This is a genomic window from Streptomyces panacea, assembly GCF_040560175.1.
Taxonomy (GTDB): domain Bacteria; phylum Actinomycetota; class Actinomycetes; order Streptomycetales; family Streptomycetaceae; genus Streptomyces; species Streptomyces panacea.
Genome location: NZ_JARJHW010000011.1, coordinates 1 through 19,351, shown reverse-complemented (window position 1 = coordinate 19,351; position 19,351 = coordinate 1). Strand labels below are relative to the sequence as shown.

Sequence of the window (19,351 nt, the reverse complement as noted above, 5' to 3'; positions counted from 1 at the left end):
GGCGGAGGCGGTCATCGGGTCGTTCCCAGAATTCGGTCGCGAAGGAGGTCGGCCAGGAGCAGAAGTACGCTGATGGCCGCACCGGTGGCGACGACGACTCCCGCGACCAGCGGGGTGTCCCGGTCGGTGATGGCACCGGCCAGGACGGCCCCGACGCCGGGATAGTTGAACAGGGTCTCCACGACGACGGCCCCGCCCACCAGCATGCCGGCGGAGGTGGCGGTGGAGACCGCGACGGCGGGCAGGGCGCCGGGCAGCATGTGATGGACGAGGATGCGGTGGCGGGGCAGGCCGTCGATGATCGCGGCCTGGACGTGCGGGAGGTCGGCCTGGTCGGCGAGTGCGCCTCGTACGATCCGGGTGTTCCAGCCGATCTGGGGGATCGCGAGTGCCAGCAGGGGCAGCACCAGCATGTCCCATGAGGCGGGCGCGCCGTCCGGGCCCGTGAGGGTGACGGCCGGGAGCCAGCCGGCCCACTGGGAGAACACCAGCAACAGGCCGACGGAGACGACGAATTCCGGCAGGGCGAACGCGGCCGTGGATGCGGCGGCGACGGCCCGGTCCACCCGGCCGCCGGGGCGCAGGGCGGCCCAGCTGCCGAGGGCGAGCGCTCCGGTGACGCTCAGCGCCAGGGCGAGCGAGCCGAGGAGCAGGGTGTTCGGGAACGGCCCGGACAGGACCGAGGTGACGGGCTGTCCGTGCGCGGTGGTGCCGAGATCGCCGGTGGGCAGGCCGCTGATCCAGTCCCAGAACCGTTCGGTCACCGGTCGGTCGAGACCGAGGGCCGCCCGCCGGAGGGCTGTGTCGGCCGCGCTCTCGCCGCGTTCGGAGGTGGCGTCGGCCGCGTCGCCGGGCAGGAGTTCGATCGCGGCGAAGACCGTGGCCGGCAGGAGCGCGAGCATGCCCAGTCGGCGGACCGCGAGCCGGGCTGCCCGGCCCGCTCCGGGAAGGTGGCGGGCCGGGTGGGACCGGTTCTTGGGCGCGGTGGCGCCGTCGGCGGCTGCCGGGATCAACGGGCCAGCCAGGTCTTCTCGAGCTGGACGCGTCCGTATCCGGGGAGCTCGGGCAGATCGCGTACGGCCGACCCGGCGAGATCGATGCCGTCCGCCATGCCCCACAGGAGATACCCGGACTCGGCGAACTCGATCTCCTGCAGGCGGTGCAGCGCCTTGCTCCGCTCGGTCGCGTCCGCGTCCCCGATCGCTTTGCGGTACGCCGCGTCGAAGGTGGGCTCCTGCCAGCCGGCCTCGTTCTGTCCGGCCTCGGAGACCATGGTCTTGGAGGCGAAGAACACCACGGAGTCGTTGGTGCCCCAGTACGACGTGTACAGCGGGGCCTTGAGCCAGGTGTCGTCCCAGAAGATCTTCGAGTCCTGCTTCACCACATTGATCTTCACCCCGGCTTCGCGGGCCTGGGTGGCGAACAGCGTCGCGGACTCCGCGAGACCGGAGATGTCCTCGCTGGTGAGCAGGTCGTAGGTCTTGGAGGTGTCGAACCCGGCCTCCGCGAGCAGTGCCTTGGCCTTCGCCAGGTCGCGCCTACGCCGCGGGATGTCCTTGGCGAACTGCGGATCGCCGGTGCCCAGAATGTCGTTGGCGACGGTGCCGTAACCGGACAGGACCTGCTTGACCATGGCGTCACGGTCCACCGCCAGTCGCAGCGCCTCACGTACCCGCGCGTCCGCGAACGGGCCGTCGGCGGTGCGCATGACGATGGGCATCGCCATGTCGTTGGGCCTGCGCAGGATCTGGACGTCCTTGCGGGTCTCGGCGGTACGGGCCGCGACGGCGCCCACGTTGGAGGCGACGTCGATCTGGCCGGCGAGCAAGGCGTTGGCCATCGCCTGCGGGCTCTCGAAGATACGTACCTCGATGGCGTCCAGCAGCACTCTGCCGCCGTACCAGTCGTCGTTGCGCACGAGACGGGCGTTGCCGTCGCGGAACCATTCCAGTTTGAACGGGCCGGTGCCGGGAGCCTCGGCCAGTTGGTCGTCCTTGGTGTCCTTCTTCATCACGAAGGTGGTCAGCCGGGTGAGCAGCGGCAGTTCGGCGTTGGCGTAGTCGGATACCAGGACAACGGTCTTGACGTCCTCGGCGGTGATTCCTTCGGGCTTGATGCCCGGCAGGCGGGAGGCACCGGCGGGGGTGGCCCGCAGTCGCTTCAGGGACCAGACGACGTCGTCGGCGGTGACGGGGGTTCCGTCGTGGAACTTCGCGCCGTCGGCTATGACGAAGCGCCAGGTCTTGAGGTCTTCGGAAGGCTTCCAGCTCGCGGCGAGCCTCGGCGCGGTGTTGGTCTTCTCGCCCGGCACCGCCAGGGTGTCGTACACGAGGCTGAGGATCAGGTAGTCGCTCTCGTTGGACTGCGTGCCGTGCGGGTCACGGGTGACCGAGGACGCCTTGCCCAGCGCGCCGACCTTCAACGTGCCTCCGCTGCGGGGCCGTTGGGAGTCGTCTCCGGAGGCCGCGGCATCTTTCGATCCGTCCGATCCACCGCTGCAGGCCGCGAGCGCACCGGCGGCACCGATCCCGGCACCGGCCCACAGCAGCTGTCGTCTGGTGACGCCCACGTCGTCCTCGTTTCAGGAAGCAGAAGTTACTTAGGTTTACCTATCCTAAGTTCTGAGACTTCCGCAACCCGTCCGCGCAACTCGGAGCGCGGCCGACCGGACTCCAATGAGCCGTCAATTCCCGTACCAGGCTGAGCAGTTGGGATTTCGAGGCATCGTGTATGCCTCGACGGAGTGACTGACGACACAATTGTAGACCGTCTGGTCGGTAAGGCTTGCCTTACCCCCGCGTCGTTGTTAGCTTCCTCGATGTCCGGCTGCCGGACCCGCGCCGGACCGGACCACTTCTCGGTTTCCCCCGAACCCACGCCTTCGCCGGGCCGCGCCATCACCGTGCGCCCGCACTCCCACCTGCCCACGCAACGGAAGGTGCCTCCGTGCCCACCGCAGCCCCGGTACGCCGGCTCGACGCCGACCACGTCACCGAACTCACCACCATCGCGGCCGAACTGCTCGACATCCACGCATCGGCCACCAGCGCCGCCCTGCTCGCAGACCTCGCGCCCGCCTGTCGCCGGCTGAGCCCAGGACTGCACGAGGCGCTGCGCCCGGTGGAGACCGCCGACGGCCTGTTCGTGCTGCGCGGACTGCACATCGAGGACACCGAACTCGGCCCCACCCCCGGCCACTGGTCCACCGTCGGCCCGGCCGGCGCTCTGTGGGACGTCGTCCTGTTGCTGGTCTCCACGCTGATGGGCACACCCATCGCGTGGGACGGCCAGCAGGACGGCCGCTTCGTCCACAACATCATTCCCTCGCCCGGACAGGAGACGGTGCAGATCGGCGCCTCCAGCAGCGTGCTGCTGACCCCCCACACCGAGGACGCCTTCCACCCGGGCCGTGCCCACTTGTTGCTGCTGTGCTGCATGCGCAACCCCGACCGCGTCGCCACCACCGCGGCCAGCGTCCGCCGCACGCGGCTCTCCGAGGACGACCTCGCGGAACTGGCCCGGCCGGTCGCCCCGATCCTCCCCGACGACGCCTATGAGGACGCCCAGCGGTATGGCGGCAGGCCCGCGCCGGTGTCGACGCTCCACGCCGGTGAGGACGGCCTGAGCCTGCGCTTCGACCCCGCGTACACCCCGCTGGCGGAAGCCGCGGAGTCCTGGCGGGCAGCCTACGGACGGCTGGAGGACGAACTCGCCCGCGTCTCCGTCGCGGTGAGCCTGGAGCCCGGCGACGTACTCGTGGTCGACAACGACACGGTCGTGCACGGCCGCGTGCCCTTCACCGCCCGATACGACGGCACCGACCGCTGGCTCAAGCGCGCCTCCGTCCGGGTGCCCGGACGCCGCAGCCGCCCCGCGTCCGAGGCCGCCGAGCACGGCTACGGACAGGCCGCCCTCGAAGCATTCGCGCCCTGAACGGACTCGCCGCCGCCGACCCCGCTTTCCGAAGGGACACCCCCATGACCTCCCACGACGGCACCCTGCGCGTCCTGAGCACCAGCGACCTCGCCGGTATCGACATCTCCCTGGCCGATGTCGTGGACACCGTGGAAGGCGCCTACCGCACCCTGCACGCCGGCCGGTCCGACAATCCCCGGAAACTGACCGTCAAGCCGCAGGACGGACACTCGGTCTCCTACGCCATGCTCGGCCGCGACGGCACCCGCGACGTCGTCGCCATCAAGACCAGCTACAAGCACGGCCTCGGCAAGTCCCGTGACGAGCAGCACTACTACACGGCCCTGACGATCTACGACGACATCACGGGTCTGCCCGTGGCGATGATGGACTGCTCCCGCATCGGCTCCCTGCGCACACCCGCCGTCTCCGCCCTCATCGCCCGCGAGTGCGCGCGCCCCGGCGCCCGAAGCGCCCTGGTGATCGGCACCGGCACCCAGGGCCGCCTCGCCCTGCCGTTCCTGCTCACCACCCTGCCCGGCCTCGAACGCCTGATGGTCTTCGGCACCCACTCCGAGGGCATCGCGGCCGTCCGCGACCAGTTGCGCGCCCACTTCCCCGACCGGGAGGTGGAGTTCGTCACCGACGTACGGGCCGCGGCCTGCGACGCGGACGTCATCGTCGCCACCGCCGGCCCCCACACCCCCGCCGCCGTCGAGTCGAGCTGGCTCGAACCGGGTGCGCTGTCGATCCTCGTCGGCCACGGACTCGCCCCCTCCACCCTGCACCGGGCCGACCGCGTCATCGCCACCAGCGAGGCACAGATGAACGTCACCGGCACCGACATGGCCGACGCCGAGGGTGAACTCCCCGCCGTGGACGCCGAGTTCCCGCCCGTCATCGCAGGCCTGACCGCGGGCCGCAATCACGCGCAGGAACGGATATTCGCCTACAACAGCGGCCTGGTCGTCACCGACATCGCCCTCGGCCACCGATTCGCCCAACTCGCCCTCGCCCGGAACCTGGGCACCGAGGTGGCCCTGTGGAAATGACCGCCGCCACCACCGACTGGCCCACCGTGCCCGTACTTCCCGACCCGGCGACCGACGCGGTCCTGGCGAGCGGACTGCTGCCGGAACTCGCCTACGCCTTCGGCGGCCCGTTCCACTTCCTGCTCCCCGACGCCTTCGACGCCAACCTGGCCGAGATGTGCCGCGCCCTGGCCGAAGCCGGCGTCGACGGCTTCGTGTACTTCGCGAAGAAGGCCAACAAGGCGGCTGTGTTCGTCGAACGCGCGGCAGCCGCCGGAGCCGGTGTGGATGTCGCCTCCATGGCCGAGCTGCGTGAAGCGCTCGGCCACGGCGTACGCGGCGAACAGCTCGTCCTGACGGGCCCGGCGAAGAACCCCGGCCTGCTGGAACTGGCCGCGCGGCACGGCGTACTCATCGCCGTCGACTCGCCCGCCGAACTCGACGCCCTCATCAGCTCAGTTGCGCGCGGGCCGGTCCGCCCGGCCCGTATCCTGCTGCGCGTCCTGCCCCCGGCGCAGCCGCACAGCCGCTTCGGCATGAACGACGCCGAACTCGTCACCGCACTCACCCGGTGCGCCGAGGCCGGTGACGCCGTACGGATGGAAGGCTTCAGCTTCCATCTCTCCGGTTACGCGATCCAGCCCCGCGCCGACCTCGCCGCCCACCTGACGGACCTGTGTCTCAAAGCCCGCGCCCAAGGCATGGACGCCGGCCGGATCAGCATCGGCGGCGGCCTGCCGATCAGCTACACCGACGCCGACAGCTGGCGCACCTACCTGGAACGGCACGACGGGAGCCACTTCCACGCGGGCAAGTCCTTCCAGGCGTCCGGCTTCTACCCGTACCACTGCGACAAGCCCGGTGCCCGGGCCCTGACCGCGCTCCTCGCCGCCCGGCCCGCGGGGCGCGCCCGCGCCCTCGCCGACATCCTCAAGGGCGCGGGCGTCACCCTGCTCCTGGAGCCCGGCCGCGCCCTGCTCGACCGGGCCGGTGCGAGCGTCTTCACCGTCCAGGGAGTCAAGGACCGCGACGGCTATCAGCTGATCACGGTGGACGGCACCAGCCTGAGCCTGTCGGAACAGTGGTTCAACAGCGAATACCTGCCCGACCCGCACCTCGTCTCCCGTGACCCGCATTCCCCGGAGGGCCTGTACCCGGCGAGCGTGGGCGCCGCCACCTGCCTGGAGGCGGACATGCTCACCTGGCGCAAGATCGGCTTCCCCCGCCCGCCCCGTACCGGCGACCTCCTCGTCTACCCCAACACCGCGGGCTACCAGATGGACTCCAACGAATCCCCCTTCCACGACCTGGCCATCCCGCTCAAGGTCGTCATCGACCGCACGGACAGCGACCGGCCGCGCTGGCGCCTGGACCGTCACTTCAGCTGATGCGCACACCTCCACGCCCCCCGACTCTGGAGTCAACGATGCCCGGAAGCCTTCAGCGGCCCGCCGTGGTCACCCGCGTATCCGACCTCATCGGCCACACCCCGCTGCTCGAACTGGCCGTCACCGAGACCGGCAGCCGTCTCCTGCTCAAGCTGGAGATGTACAACCCCACCGGCACCGCGAAGATCCGCATGGCCCGCGCCATGATCGACGCGGCCGAAACAGCGGGTGAACTGCGACCCGGCGGCCGGATCATCGAGTCCACCTCGGGCAACACCGGCCTCGGTCTCGCCGTCGTCGCCGCCGAGCGCGGCTACACCTTCACCGCGGTTGTCGACAACCACGCCTGCGCCGACAAACTCCGCGGTATGAAAGCGCTCGGCACCGAACTCGTCCACGTCGCGGACGACGGCACCGAGGAACTCGCCACCGCCGCCCGCGAGGACCTCGCCGAACGCATGGCCCGCGGCCAGGACAACACCGTCTTCACCGAGCAGCACAACAACCCCGCCAACGGTGTCGGTTACTTCCCTGTCGCCCACGAACTCGTCGACGCCCTCGACGGGAACCTCGACGTCCTCATCGCCGCCGTCGGCACCGGCGGCGCCCTGTTCGGCACCGCCCGCGAACTGCACAGACTCACCGGCGGGTTCACCGTCATAGGCGTCGAGCCCAAGGGTTCCATCGCCTTCGGCGGCCCGGCCCACGACTACTACCAATCCGGCACCGGCACCCCCGAAGGCGCCGAACTCGGCGCCCTGGTCGACTTCGGCCTCCTCGACGAAGGAGTCAAGGTCGGCGACATCGAAGCCTTCGCCACCTGCCGCGCCGTCGCCCGCACCGGACTGCTCATCGGCGGCTCCGCCGGCGGCGTCGTACACGAAGCCCTGACCCGACTGTCCACCCTGCCGCCGGGCAGCACTATGGTCGCACTCATCAACGACGGTGGCGAAAAGTACCTGGACACCGTCTTCGACGACGACTGGATGCGCGAACGCGCCCTGCTCAGCCCCGAGGCCGAGCACGAGCTCGACGAACTGCTCACCAAACTCCGCGGGAACCGATAAGCCCATGCCGTCCACTCTGCCGCGCGACAGCCGCGCCCTCGGCGTCCTTGCCGTACCCCTGATCCTCACCCAGCTCGCACAGGTCGCCCTGACGACCACCGACACGGTGATGATGGGCCTGCTCGGAACCACCGAACTCGCCGCCGGCGGCCTGGCGATCGTCATCTTCAACCAGCTGCGCACCATGGGTGTCGGTCTCGTGACATCCGTCGGCAACCAGACAGCCGCCGCGGCCGCCCGCGCCGAGCAGCGACACGAACAGCAGCGGACAGCCAAGGACACCGCCGGCCCGGCAACGGCCGCCCGAGAGCCGGCGGGACACGACGACGTACGGGCGATCGTCAGGGCCAGCCTCGCCGTGGCCACCCTCGCAGGCATCGTCGGCGCCGTCCTGATGATCCTCATCGGCCGGGCACTGCCCTGGCTCGGTCAGGCCCCGGCCGTCGTCGATCTCGCCCAGACCATGCTCTACGCCCTCGCCCCCGGACTGCTGCCCTGCCTGTGGTTCCAGGCCCTGAGGCAGTTCACCGTGGGCATGCGCCGCCCACAGGCCCTCCTGCGGATCACCATCGCCTCGGTCGCCGTCAACGCCGGCCTGAACTGGGTCCTCATCCATGGCACCTTCGGCCTGCCGCAGCTCGGTCTGATCGGTGTCGGCGCCGCCACCTCCACCGTCTATCTCCTGACCTTCGTAGCCCTCTACCTCTCGGCGAAGAAGGACAGCGAACTCGCGCCGCTGCTCTCCCTGAACATCACCAAGGCCGACCCCGAAGTCATCAAGCGCCTGGTCGGTCTCGGCATACCGATCGCCGCGACCTACGGCTCCGAGGCGGGCTTCTTCTCGATCACCGCCCTCATGGCGGGCTCTTTCGGGCCCGACGCCCTGGCCGCGCACACCGCCGTGAACCAGCTCGTCTACATCGTTTTCCAGGTCGCCGTCGGTCTCTCCCACGCCGCGTCCATCAACGTCAGCCGCGAACTCGCCCTCGGCGACCTCCAAGCCGCCCGCCGCATCAAGAACACCGCGCTGGCCTGCGCCGCCGCCGTGATGACCGTCGTCGGTGTCCTCTACGCGGCCATCCCCCGCCTGGTCCTCGCCCCGTTCCTCGACACCGGCTCCGACCGGGCCATGGGCATCGCCACCCAGTTCCTCGTCGTCGCCGCCTTCCTCCAGTTCTTCGACTGCGCGCAGAACATCGGAGTCGGACTGCTGCGCGGTCTCGACGACACCGGCAGCGGCTTCCGCATCACCCTCATCGGCTACTGGGCCGTCGGACTGCCCGCCTCCTGGCTCCTGGCCGGCGCCCTCGGACTCGACACCCTCGGCATCTGGCTCGGCCTCCTCACCGGCCTGGCCACCACGGCGGTCCTCCTCCTTCGCCGCTACACCCGCTCCCTCGACCGGCGGGAAGCCGCCGCGCTCCCCGTGACGGCCTGACACCCCCACCCCGCGAGTCTCAGCCCCCTGTCTCCGGATCCGCTCCCGGCCCCGTACGCCCAGGGCTTTCCGATCTGGCCGGAGGTGCGGTGCGCTTCGTCCGTTTTACCGAGTCTGGGAGTGATCGGAATGTTCCTGAGCTGCTCTGATACGTCGCACCATGTACGCGACGCATGGATCGAGGTGACACTCCCAGGTGCCGACGACGCGGACGCGTGCGCTGTTGTCGGTGCGGAGCCGCTCGGTGATGGCTTGGTACTCGAGGCGTTCGTCCGGAGAGAGTTGGGCGAGGGCGTGGGCCAGGTTGTGGCGGACGCTGGTGTTGGGGCCCTTGGCGAAGATGCGTGCCAGGGACGGATCCCGGTGATTGGCGCGGCCCCAGCAGATCACGGCAGTCTGCCGCATGGACGGTGAGGGGTGGGTGGCCGTCAGGGACGTCGGCGCGGGGGTGACCATGCGAGTGGCCAGCTCCGGCTAGGTCGCGAACTCCGCGTTGTCACCGAGGCCGGCTGCCCGGCGGCGGTCGGGGTCGGAGGTCCAGCAACGCGGAACGTACAGTTCCCGGTCCACCGCGGTGTGCCCGCGGCGCCCGGCGTCGACCGGATGGACGGCGACCTGGGCGTTCTCGATCCTGCCCGCGGTGCCGGTGTACTGCCGCTGGGCACCGACAGTGTCGGTGCCCTTCTTCACGTCGCCGGTCTCGTCGACAACCAGGACTGCCTCGGCGTCGTGCAAATGCTCGACCACGTGGGCGCGCGCGTCGTCGCGGACCTGGTCGGCGTCCCATTTGGCCCGTCCGAGCAGGTGCTGCATGCCGCCGGGGTGTCCTGTCCCCGGCCCACTCGGCGATGGTCCAGCAGTTCTTGCGCGGCAGGTCCGACAGCAGGCCGAGTACCAACTTTCGGTCCCGCCGTCGGGATTCCACCTGTGTGAACCGTCCCGCTATCCGGCTCGTCAGGCCCTCGAACTCTTCCTGCCAGCGGGCAGGGTCTACGCTGTTACCTGCGGCCACCGCGTGATTGTCTTCGCACGCCGATGATCAAAGGTGGTCGCACCCGTCTCCACAGCGCGTCAGGGTCGCGCAGCGTCTGCCTGCCGTCCAGTATCTGGAGGACTTGTGCAACGTGGCGAAGTCTGGTGGGTTCAGTTCGACGAGCGCAGGTTGGTCGTACTGCTGTCGGGAGAGAACACGTCCGGGATCCAGGTGATGCAGGTCGTCGCTCCGGCGGGCGTCGACATCAGCGGTCTGGGCATCGAAGTGATGGTGGGCGCCGGTGAAGGACTGCCGTTCGAAGGCGCGCTGCGGCTCGCGTTCCCGCGTCCAGGCTTCACCCCGTGCACGTGGCTGACCACTGTGTCCCGGGACGACCTGATAGAGCGGGAGGCTGTCCTGTCCTCCCTGAAGCTCGGCGAGATTGACGACGCCCTCCGACTCGCTGAACAAGCGCAGGATCGGACCCCGGAAACGACCGCGAAGCTCAGCGAGATAAGGGACGCCCCCAGTCTCGGTGAACTCGGGTAGACGAGAAGAAGCCGATGCCCGCCACGGCGTGGGCGATCTCGGGCGAGATGATCCACGCCGGCCACCTGCCGCCTCGGCACCCTCACCATCGAGATCACGATCTACGACTGCAGTACTAGTCGGTGTCTTCAAATGATCTCGTGTGGTGGATCATGGTCGGGTCATACGTCGTCATGAACTGTCGGATGTCGAGTGAGAGTTCGTCCGGCTGCTGCTGCCCGAGTCGTTGCGGGGGCGGAAGCGGCTGGACGACCGCACGGTGCTCGACGGGTCGTGTGGAAGTTCCGTACCGGGACGGCCTGGCGGGACGTGCCCGAGCGGTACGGCCCGTGGGCCACGCTGCATACCCGCTTCCGCCGGTGGGCTCTGGACGGCACGTTCGAGCGGATGCTCCGGGCCGCCCATGCGCGGGCGGACGCGGCCGGGGACATCGACTGGTTGGTGTCGGCCGACTCCACCGTCGTCCGCGCCCACCAGCACGCCGCCGGGGCCCGAAAAGAGGGCTCCGGAACACGGCGCCCGGACGCTCCCGAGGTGGCCTGATCAGCAAGATCCATCTGGCCTGTGACGGTACCGGCCGGCCGCTTGCCTTCACCCTCACCGGCGGGAACACCAACGACTGCACCCAGTTCACCGCCGTCTTGGAGGCAATATGGTTGCCCCGCATCGGCCCGGGACGGCCCCGCGTCCGGCCCGGTCACGTCCTGGGCGACAAGGGCTACAGCTCCAGATCCGGACCTGGCTGCGGCGGCGGGGCATCGCCCACACCATCCCCGAACGGGCCGATCAGACCGGCAACCGCCTCCGGCGGGGCAGCCTCGGCGGGCGCCCGCCGGCCTTCGACAAACAGCTCTACAAACGGCGCAACGCGGTCGAACGCTGCTTCAACCGCTTGAAGCAATGGCACGGCATCGCGACCCGATACGACAAAAACCGCCGAGTCCTACCAAGCAGCCGCCACCCTCGCCTCACTCCTGATGTGGGCGTGACACTTGAAGACAACTCCTGGCCGGACCAGCTAGTTGCTGCCGTACCCCGTTTACTCTGCGGGGTAGATGTCCCCGGCGGCCATCATGCTCTCCTGTTCGCTGTCGAACTCCAGCTGCTGGGCTTTCCGCTCGAGCCGCCCGCGCTCTTCAGGATCGCCGGTTCGCTCGGCTCTCGCCTGTGTCGCGGCGGCTTCTTCACGCATTTGATGGAGGCGGCGTCGCAATGGGCCTGTCTCATTCATGATCGAGCCTCGATCCATGCACCTAGAGGCGTCAATCCCAGTGAAACAGGCTCGCCGACCGTGCGCCACCCGGGCAGCGCCGCCAGGTCCCATCTCCATAGGCGACTGGCGCTCAACGGCCACCGGCATCGCGCTTGCCTACGTCGACCGCGCCGCCGGTCCTGACCGACACACCGCAGGCGCCGCCGAAACCCGACGGCGCTGATTCCGGCTGGAAGGGCTGGGAGCCCCGCACCTTCTCCAAGGGCGGCCTACTGCCCCGGCAGCGGCTTCACCTGGTTCCGGCCAAATTCTTCAGGCTCTTGGCGTATCGGAGCGCCACGGCCCGCTGGAGCAGGCGTCCGCAGGGTCCTAGCGCCGCCGCGTACCAAGCCGAGGATTGGCTGATGGCGGTGATGACGAAGTCGGTGGTGTTGTCCGGTCGGCGTTCCAGAACGAACGCCTCTTCGCCGCACTCGGGGTGTCCGGTGAGTGTTCCGTAGGCGAACCCGGTCCGGTGTGTCTCGTTGACGGTCCACACAACCTCGCATGGTGCCGTGAGCGGCCCTGCCCGCAGTAGCACTTGTACTCCCGGCGCGGCGCGCGGAGTGTCGGCAGGGACACGGATGAATGGTGTGGCCCGGTGCATCTTCCATGTGAAGAGCGCCTCGGCAGCTCGGTCACCGCCTGCGGCGGGGGCCGTGCCGGTGGCCGGCCGCCCGCGTTCGATGCCGGAGTGTACAAGCAGCGCAAACGCGGTCGAACGCTGTATCAATCGGCTCAAGCAGTGGCGCGGCCTGGCCATGCGAACTGACAAGTTCGCCATCGTGTACCAGGCCGCATTCCAGATGTGGCCCGGCTCCGGCGGGCCCTGGCCGGGGTGCCGCTGCCGCGGGCGGCCGATGGCCGGCTGGTCCTGGCGGTGGACGTCTCTCCGTGGCTGCGGCCGGACGCCGGCACGGTGCCGGACTGCTCGTTCTGCCACACCTACGGCCGCGGCAACGCCAAGCATCAGATGATGCCTGGCTGGCCGTACTCGGTCGTCGTCGCCCTGGAGACCGGCCGCACCTCCTGGACCGCGTTCCTGGACGCGGTCCGTCTGACCTCTGGCGCCGACCTGGCGACGGTCACCGCCCGCCAGGTGCGCGAGGTGATCGAACGGCTCGTCGCGGCAGGCCAGTGGGCCCAGGGTAATCCGGACATCCTGATCGTGCTGGACGCCGGATATGACGCCCCGCGCATCGCCCACCTGCTGTCCGGCCTGCCGGTCGAGATCCTGGGCCGGACCCGGTCGGACCGGGTGATGCGGCGCCCGGCACCCTCGCGGGAGGACTTCTTCCTGGCCCACCCGAGGGGCGGCCGGATGCCCAAGCACGGCGGGGAGTTCGTCTTCGGCGACCCAGCCACCTGGGGCGAGGAACAGGCCGCCACCGTCACCGACACCCGCCTCTACGGCAAGGCCGGCGCACCGAAACCCACCACACCCGGCCCTGGACGCCGGGCTCGAAGAACCGGCGACCCGCAACCCGCCACGACGTGGGACGAGTCCTCACCGGCAGCGAGGCATACCAACGACCGGCACACCACAAGGTCGGCACCAAACCCCGACGAACTGGTTGAAAACAAGCTCAGAAGCTGTTTCTCATCCCCGGCTTCTGAGTAGCCCAGCCCCTACGCTGGCGGGTGTCCAAGGACCCCCGGGCAGGTCGGGGAGAAACCGTCGGGCTGGTTGCGAACGGCTGACGCCAGGGACGCACGGCCTGACGCTCTGTTCTGCCCGTCGGCGTGTCGTGCCAGGCAGTGGCGCACGGAACGGTTATTGGTCGGGGCGAGTTGGTAGCGTCAAAAGGCACGCCGCGCTGGCCGGTGCGGTGTTTCTCTCGATCGAGAGAGGCCTGACGCCCCCGACCATCCGCAGGGCTGTGATCCCCGCCGCCGGACTCGGCTCCCGCCTCCTGCCCCTGACCAAGGCCATTCCGAAGGAAATGCTGCCGGTCGGCGACAAGCCGGTCATCGAGCACACGGTGCGTGAACTGGTGGCGTCCGGCATCACGGACATCACCATCGTGGTTTCTGGTGGCAAGTCCCTGATCCAGGACCACTTCCGGCCCAATCCCGCCTTGGTCGAGCAGCTGCGCGCCGACGGTAAGACCGCCTATGCGGACGCCGTGACCACACCAGCCACACGAAGATCATCTACCCGTGACCGGCGCCTCCGGGACAACCAACGGGTGCAGGGGCTCACCTCACTGTTGCGGTTCGAATCCCCAAGCTGACCCGCACAACTCCCGCCAGACGACTCATTCCACGCCGGAACCGGGGCGTGTCGATTGCCGAACGCGTGGCGGCCACCACCGACGTCCAGAACAGCAGTCAGACGAGGACGACGATCACGTGCGCGACCGCAAGCGTGGCGATCTGCGGCGCGATGGGACGGCTGGACGTGAGGAACTGCGGAACGAGGGTGAGATGGACCGACGCCGCCTTCGGGTTGAGGACGTTGGACCACAGACCTTGTCCGAAGCCCCCAAGCCGAGTCCAGGGCGAGCGCCATCGCACCCGCCTCGTTGCATCGATGCCTCGACGTGCTGAACGCCACGTGGTCACGCCCAACCAGATGAGAAGATCCCGCCCAGGATCTTCGCCACCGTCAACGCCTGCGCCGACGACATGACAAGGGCCGACAAGCCAACCGCAGCGAACGCTGCATGCACCAGGAGCCCACACGCCGAGCCGAACGAGACGAGCACGCCATCGGACCGCGAACCCGCGATCACCTGCTGCGTGACAAGGGTGAAGCTGGTGCCGGGAATCAACGTGAGAGGTGCGACTGCGGCCACGAAGCCGAGTACCTGATGCCACTGCACGCAACCAGAATAGGCAACGGGAACACCCTCAACCACCCCTTCCCCAGCGGCGCCCTTCCAGCCTGGGCGGAGACCGCGGCGTCTACTTCGACTTGAAGATCATTACGGGACAGCCCTTAGGGATTCAAAGAGACCTGCCCTGGAGGCGCTCCAGTACCAAGACGCCGCCGGAGAAGGGGATGAGGCTGCGTTCCGACGTGCCAGCCACCGAGGCCAGTCCGGTCGAGTACTCCAGGGCGCCGGGCTTGTGCCGCAGGATCTCCACGTAGTGATCCAGCAGGTCGCTGGAATCCGTAGCGGCCCGCGAGCCTCGGATGACGGACCACCAGCTCGTTGCGCTCGAGCACCCAGACCTCGTCCGCCCGCAGCGAGACACGGATGTTGGTGTGCGACAGCCGACAGAGTCCGTCTATGTCGATCGCCGGGGTAACGCTATGTTTTTCACACATCACCCGGGGGAGAATCCGGCAGGCGGCGCGTGAATGACAGTCACGCGCCCGAACGCACCATGGGGGACGAGCAGATGAGCGTGCACTTAGGGCGCCCTGGCGAACGGCAGGGCCGCCGGTGGCGGAGCGTGGGTGGCTCAGTGGCCCGATTCGTCGCGGCGGCCGCTGCTGGCGCACTCACGGGACTGGTCGTCTTCAACCTCACTCAGGTGACCAGTCGCATTCTGTTCGTCGTTACGGGCGGCGCCGTGGGTGCCGTGACCGTCCTTGCCCTGCAGTGGTACCGGCGCCTCGCCCAGCTCACCGAGGTGAAGGTCACCATCCCTCAGTTGAGCGAGCTCACATTCGCTGTTAACAACGACTCCCGTCAGGTCGCCTGGCGCATGTTCGTCGAAACAGTGACCCGTGTATCGACACAGTCCCTGGCTAGTGATGAGGGAGTCGTCAGGGAAGCGCTCACATCGATGTACGGGCTGTTTGCCACGACGCGGGAGACGCTGAAGGAAGCGCGACCCTCCGCTCCGGTACCTGGAGGCCAGACGGTTGAGTACCTCGCGATCACCATGCTGAACCGCGAGCTGAGACCGTTTCTGTCCCACTGGCACCCACGGCTGAGGGCGTTTGAGCAAACCCACCCCGACGGTCCTGAGTCCGAATGGTCGGAGAACACTGCCTGCCGGGCGGAAATGCAGCGGGTGCAGCGCGACATCCACGCCTACGCGATCGGCTTCGCGCGCCTCGCCGGTGTTCGTGAAGCCGAGACCCTCATCGGGCACGTGCCCCTCCCTCGCAGCCCCGACGCCAGAACTGAGGGGAGCACCACGCCGCCTGCCGGCAACGGGCGGACCTCGCGGTGAGCTCGGCGACGGGCATGAGGCGGATTCGTAGGCGTGGTGCAGATGGCAGTTCTCGCGGGGAGTCAGGCGAATACGACGCGTTCGTCTCATACAGTCACGCCTGGGACAAGGACGTAGCGAAGGCCTTCCAGAACGCGTTGCAGGGTTTCGATCGTCCTTGGTATCGGCCGAGAAGCCTGAAGTTGTTCCGTGACGAGACCAATCTCGCGGCAAGTCCCCATTTGTGGACGGAGATTGAGCAAGGTCTGACCCGGTCGCGGTGGCTCGTGGTGATGGCGAGCCCGTTGGCAGCCGCGTCCCCGTGGGTGCAGCGGGAGATCCGCTGGTGGCTCACTCACCGGTCTGCGGACACCATGCTCATCGGCTGGACCGACGGCACATTGTGCTGGGACTCCGAACGGGCGGGGTTCGACTGGTCGCGTACCGACGCCCTGCCGAAGCAGGAGATGGAGCGGGCATTCGACGCGGAGCCCCGTTGGGTGGACCTGCGTTGGCTGCGCAGTCCGGAGCAGGCCAGTGCGGCCGACCCTCGGCTGATCGAATGCGTTGCGGAATTCGTCGTACCCCTGACAGGCAAGTCCAAGGACGAATTGATTGGCGACCATGTACGCCGACACCGTCAGACCCGCCGTCTGGTGAAGAGCACCATCGCAGCGCTCACCGTCCTGTTTGTCTTGGCCGCTGCGGGGGGAGTCACCGCCTATACCCAGCGCAACGCCGCCCGTGCCCAGACCCTGGTAGCGCAGTCCAGGCAACTGGTCGCCGAAGCCTCGTCAATCAGGGACAGCCAGCCGGATCTGGCACGCCAGTTGTTAGTGCAAGCGTATCGGCTCGCGCCGACAGCAGAGGCGGTCGGCGCGCTCGTCGACAGCTACGCGATGCCTCGGGTTGTCCACGGCCGCGGATTGGTGCGCGCGGCGGCCGCATACAGCAGCCGGGGCCTACTTGCCGTAGCCGACGACAGCCTTAGGTTGTTCGACCCCAAGCGCGGAACACAGCCGATCGTCACGACGTCCATGAAACGTCATGCGACCGCTGTCGCCTTCAGTCCCGACGGCAGACAGTTAGCCCTCGGCGGCGCGAACGGCGCTGTGTGGCTGATGGACGTGACGGAGAGCGGACGGCCCAGGGTCTTGGCGGAGACGCCCGGGGTGCGCGACCGCAGGGAGGTCCGCGTCCTCGTCTTCACCTCAGGCGGGCAGTTGGTCGCCATGACATGGAAAACCGGCGCCATCCTTGACGTCTCGGATCCCGCTCAGCCGAGGTCGCTGCGCTCCTTGCCCGATTACCCAGTAGCGGCAAGCCCGAGTGGCGATCTGATCGTTACGGAGGAACGAGACGCGCGAGGAGCGTACTTGGGACACCTGCGACTGTGGACCGTATCCGGCTCTGCCAGACTGCGCCCGTCCGCCACGGTCGCCTCGCCACCCGTCGACGTCTCCGAAACTCCGCAGCGCGCGGTGTTCAGCCCCTACGGCACGCTGCTCGCTATCGCCAGCGAGGACAGCAGGGTGGGTCTGTGGGACGTCGCAGACCCGGCCCGCCCAGTCGCCCGAGCAGACTTGTTCACACAGAGCAGGTTTGGCATCTATTCGGTGGCCTTTTCCCCCGACGCAAGGACCCTGGCCACCGGAGACAGTGACGGAACCGTCGCTCTCTGGGATGTCTCCGACCCCTTGCGCCCTCGCTCCGGCGCCCGGTTAGGCGGCCACACGACGGCGGTGGGCGGGCTCGCCTTCAGTCCGGAAGGGCACACCGTGGCCTCGACAGACGCCCACGAGACGCTGCTCGACGCCGGCACAGGCGGCCGTGCCGTGCGGTTGTGGGCAGTGTCAGGAAGCGAGCGAACCTCCACGTTCGCGACCTTGCCAGCCGAGGGGGCCTTTCCGCCTGCGTTCAGTCCGGACAGCCACATCGTGGCAGCTGGCGGCGAACCCACGACCCTATGGCGGGTAGATGGCACAGGTGCACCTCGGCTCCTGTCGACTGTGGAGACGGTCAACCCTGGCGGCCAGGCCGCGGTCTTCGGAACCGACGGGCGCACCCTGTTCTCTGGTATGCCCCTGAAGGCATGGGACACGACCAACCCGACTCACCCACGGCTGCTGACCCGGGGGGCAGCCCGTAAGGTCGGAGCGAAGAGTCTGGCCGTCAACCCCGTCCTGCCGTTGGCCGCAGCACGGAGCAGCCCTGGCGAGCGGGCACAAGTGTGGGACGTCGGTGATGCGACGCGGCCCGCCCTGCTCGGCGCATTCGACAGTCCGGGCAATGGACGCCAGGACCTCGCCTTCAGCCCGGACGGTACGCTCCTGGCTGCACCGACCCAGACGGGCGGCATACGGCTCTGGCAGGTCGCCAGGCACACCCCGCCCAGACCTGCGGGCGACCTCCCTACGGCGAAGGGCACCCGCGCCCTGGCATTCGGCCCGCGAGGCCGCACCCTGCTCGTCGGGGACGAGACGGGAAGGATCAGCACCTGGGACGTATCGCGTCCCGGACGTCCGGTGCGCCAGGGGGTTTCCACCCGGCACATCGGCGCCATCACCGGGCTCGCTTTCCATCCCGGCGGAGAACTCGCGGCCACTGCCGGCGTAGACGGCCGCATCCGCCTCTGGGACGTCAGGAACCCGGCCCGTCCCGTCGAAGTGACCGCACTGAGCGACGGCAGCCTGTACCCCTACGCGACCGTGGGCTTCAGCCCGGACGGGCGCCTGCTAGCGGTCAGCGACAGCGCACGCACGCGGCTGTGGACGGTGGACCGGACCGGCATTCTACAGAAATTGTGCGCCGAGTCCCTACCAATCACCCCCGACCAGTGGGCTCAGTACCTCCCGGACCGGCCCTACGACCCACCCTGCTCCTGACGCACGAGACGGAGGACACAGTGGCAAACGGCTTACAGCACACCATCCCGCTCACCGCGTTCCTGACGATCCTTCTGATGACCGGCGCGTGCGATGCCCCGAACCCCGCTCCCCCGATCACGCAGTCGTCCCAGCAGCCGACTTCCTCCGCCTCGGACTTCCCGCCTGAGAGTGAGGACGCTTCCTCAGTCCTCGGTCCCGCGCCAGCGGACCTGCACAACCTGAACTGGGCAGATGTCCCTGTCCCGGGCGAGTTCTGCGGCGTGCCGGGCCTCGTGCGACTCGGCCCCACAGGCGAAGCCATGGCCACCTCACGGACATGGGGGTCGGTGCGCGTCATGCGGACGGAGAACATCCTTTACGGCGACACCGACGGCGACCGCCGCGACGAAGCCGTCGTCTTCGTCGGGTGCAACGACAACGGAGCCACACAGAACGCGGACATCGCCGTCGGATACGTGGTGTACGCGCGTGCAGGGAACAACCTCGCCGTCCTCGGCTCGATCACCCCACGACAGAAATCCACCGCCTACCACACGGCACTGGCACGAGCGGAGTTCGCTCCAGGACAGATCATCGTGCACGAGAAGTGGTACCGCCCAAACGACCCGCACTGCTGCCCGAGCGGTGACGCGACCACCGTCTGGACCCGTGAGGGCAACCGGCTGACACCCGGTGTCCCCCGCATCACCTCGTGACGGGGTACTTCGCAATGGGAGCAGCGGGCGGGCAGGCTTCGGGCT

Annotated in this window: 15 protein-coding genes and 5 pseudogenes; 13 read left to right on the top strand and 7 right to left on the bottom strand. The window is 68.7% G+C overall.

Annotated features, from left to right (window positions below):
• Positions 1-11 precede the first annotated feature (11 nt).
• Positions 12-1,013 (bottom strand): ABC transporter permease, encoded by a 1,002-nt coding sequence (locus P3L51_RS04855; RefSeq protein ID WP_435594375.1) that lies wholly within the window; start codon positions 1,011-1,013, stop codon positions 12-14.
• Positions 1,010-2,569 (bottom strand): ABC transporter substrate-binding protein, encoded by a 1,560-nt coding sequence (locus tag P3L51_RS04850; RefSeq protein WP_354603778.1) that lies wholly within the window; start codon positions 2,567-2,569, stop codon positions 1,010-1,012. Before P3L51_RS04850 ends, P3L51_RS04855 begins: the two co-directional genes overlap by 4 nt.
• 377 nt (positions 2,570-2,946) lie before the next feature.
• On the opposite strand from P3L51_RS04850, the gene P3L51_RS04845 reads away from it, so the two are divergent.
• Genes P3L51_RS04845 through P3L51_RS04825 form a run of 5 tightly spaced genes read left to right on the top strand, consistent with a single transcriptional unit; the run spans position 2,947 to position 8,839 of the window.
• Complete coding sequence (locus P3L51_RS04845; RefSeq protein ID WP_354603777.1) at positions 2,947-3,933, top strand: TauD/TfdA family dioxygenase; 987 nt, start codon at positions 2,947-2,949, stop codon at positions 3,931-3,933.
• Between the two features lie 44 nt (positions 3,934-3,977).
• Complete coding sequence (locus P3L51_RS04840; RefSeq protein WP_354603776.1) at positions 3,978-4,967, top strand: ornithine cyclodeaminase family protein; 990 nt, start codon at positions 3,978-3,980, stop codon at positions 4,965-4,967.
• Positions 4,964-6,334, top strand: a complete 1,371-nt coding sequence (locus tag P3L51_RS04835; protein ID WP_354603775.1) for an alanine racemase — start codon at positions 4,964-4,966, stop codon at positions 6,332-6,334. Before P3L51_RS04840 ends, P3L51_RS04835 begins: the two co-directional genes overlap by 4 nt.
• A 38-nt stretch (positions 6,335-6,372) precedes the next feature.
• Positions 6,373-7,401, top strand: coding sequence for a cysteine synthase family protein (locus tag P3L51_RS04830; protein WP_354603774.1), 1,029 nt, complete (start codon positions 6,373-6,375; stop codon positions 7,399-7,401).
• Positions 7,402-7,405: 4 nt separating this feature from the next.
• Entirely contained in the window at positions 7,406-8,839 is a 1,434-nt protein-coding gene (locus P3L51_RS04825; protein ID WP_354603773.1) for an MATE family efflux transporter, read from the top strand.
• A 477-nt stretch (positions 8,840-9,316) separates the two neighbouring features.
• Here the strand turns inward: P3L51_RS04825 and P3L51_RS04820 are convergent.
• Positions 9,317-9,851 (bottom strand): annotated as a pseudogene (locus tag P3L51_RS04820) (IS701 family transposase); the annotation flags it as partial.
• 105 nt (positions 9,852-9,956) lie between these two features.
• Here P3L51_RS04820 and P3L51_RS04815 point away from each other — a divergent pair.
• Positions 9,957-10,361, top strand: coding sequence for a type II toxin-antitoxin system PemK/MazF family toxin (locus tag P3L51_RS04815; RefSeq protein WP_354603772.1), 405 nt, complete (start codon positions 9,957-9,959; stop codon positions 10,359-10,361).
• Between the two features lie 192 nt (positions 10,362-10,553).
• Positions 10,554-11,350 (top strand): annotated as a pseudogene (locus P3L51_RS04810) (IS5 family transposase).
• A 50-nt stretch (positions 11,351-11,400) separates the two neighbouring features.
• Here P3L51_RS04810 and P3L51_RS04805 read toward each other — a convergent pair.
• Positions 11,401-11,592, bottom strand: a complete 192-nt coding sequence (locus P3L51_RS04805; RefSeq protein WP_354603771.1) for a DUF6381 family protein — start codon at positions 11,590-11,592, stop codon at positions 11,401-11,403.
• Positions 11,593-11,863: 271 nt separating this feature from the next.
• The gene (locus P3L51_RS04800; RefSeq protein WP_354603770.1) at positions 11,864-12,220 is read right to left on the bottom strand and encodes a DUF1990 domain-containing protein; all 357 of its coding nucleotides are present in this window, start codon (positions 12,218-12,220) and stop codon (positions 11,864-11,866) included.
• Between the two features lie 23 nt (positions 12,221-12,243).
• Here P3L51_RS04800 and P3L51_RS04795 point away from each other — a divergent pair.
• The 3 pseudogenes from P3L51_RS04795 to P3L51_RS04785 all read left to right on the top strand — a co-directional run.
• Positions 12,244-12,422 (top strand): annotated as a pseudogene (locus P3L51_RS04795) (IS5/IS1182 family transposase); the annotation flags it as partial.
• A pseudogene (locus P3L51_RS04790) lies at positions 12,407-13,039 on the top strand (transposase); the annotation flags it as partial. The pseudogenes P3L51_RS04795 and P3L51_RS04790, both read left to right, overlap by 16 nt.
• Positions 13,040-13,466: 427 nt before the next feature.
• Positions 13,467-13,742: pseudogene (locus tag P3L51_RS04785) on the top strand (sugar phosphate nucleotidyltransferase); the annotation flags it as partial.
• Between the two features lie 432 nt (positions 13,743-14,174).
• Here the strand turns inward: P3L51_RS04785 and P3L51_RS04780 are convergent.
• Both P3L51_RS04780 and P3L51_RS04775 read right to left on the bottom strand, forming a co-directional pair.
• Entirely contained in the window at positions 14,175-14,438 is a 264-nt protein-coding gene (locus P3L51_RS04780; RefSeq protein ID WP_354603769.1) for a LysE family transporter, read from the bottom strand.
• Between the two features lie 124 nt (positions 14,439-14,562).
• The gene (locus P3L51_RS04775) at positions 14,563-14,703 is read right to left on the bottom strand and encodes a hypothetical protein (protein ID WP_354603768.1); all 141 of its coding nucleotides are present in this window, start codon (positions 14,701-14,703) and stop codon (positions 14,563-14,565) included.
• A gap of 324 nt (positions 14,704-15,027) precedes the next feature.
• Here P3L51_RS04775 and P3L51_RS04770 point away from each other — a divergent pair, with 324 nt between their 5' ends.
• The 3 genes from P3L51_RS04770 to P3L51_RS04760 all read left to right on the top strand — a co-directional run bounded on the left by P3L51_RS04770 (position 15,028) and on the right by P3L51_RS04760 (position 19,306).
• The gene (locus P3L51_RS04770) at positions 15,028-15,744 is read left to right on the top strand and encodes a hypothetical protein (RefSeq protein WP_354603767.1); all 717 of its coding nucleotides are present in this window, start codon (positions 15,028-15,030) and stop codon (positions 15,742-15,744) included.
• Between the two features lie 14 nt (positions 15,745-15,758).
• Positions 15,759-18,608 carry a TIR domain-containing protein gene (locus P3L51_RS04765; protein ID WP_354603830.1) on the top strand — a complete coding sequence of 950 codons (2,850 nt, stop codon included), beginning with the start codon at positions 15,759-15,761 and terminating at the stop codon, positions 18,606-18,608.
• 302 nt (positions 18,609-18,910) lie between these two features.
• On the top strand, positions 18,911-19,306 hold the full coding sequence (locus tag P3L51_RS04760; RefSeq protein ID WP_354603766.1) for a hypothetical protein: 396 nt from the start codon (positions 18,911-18,913) through the stop codon (positions 19,304-19,306).
• Positions 19,307-19,351 lie beyond the last annotated feature (45 nt).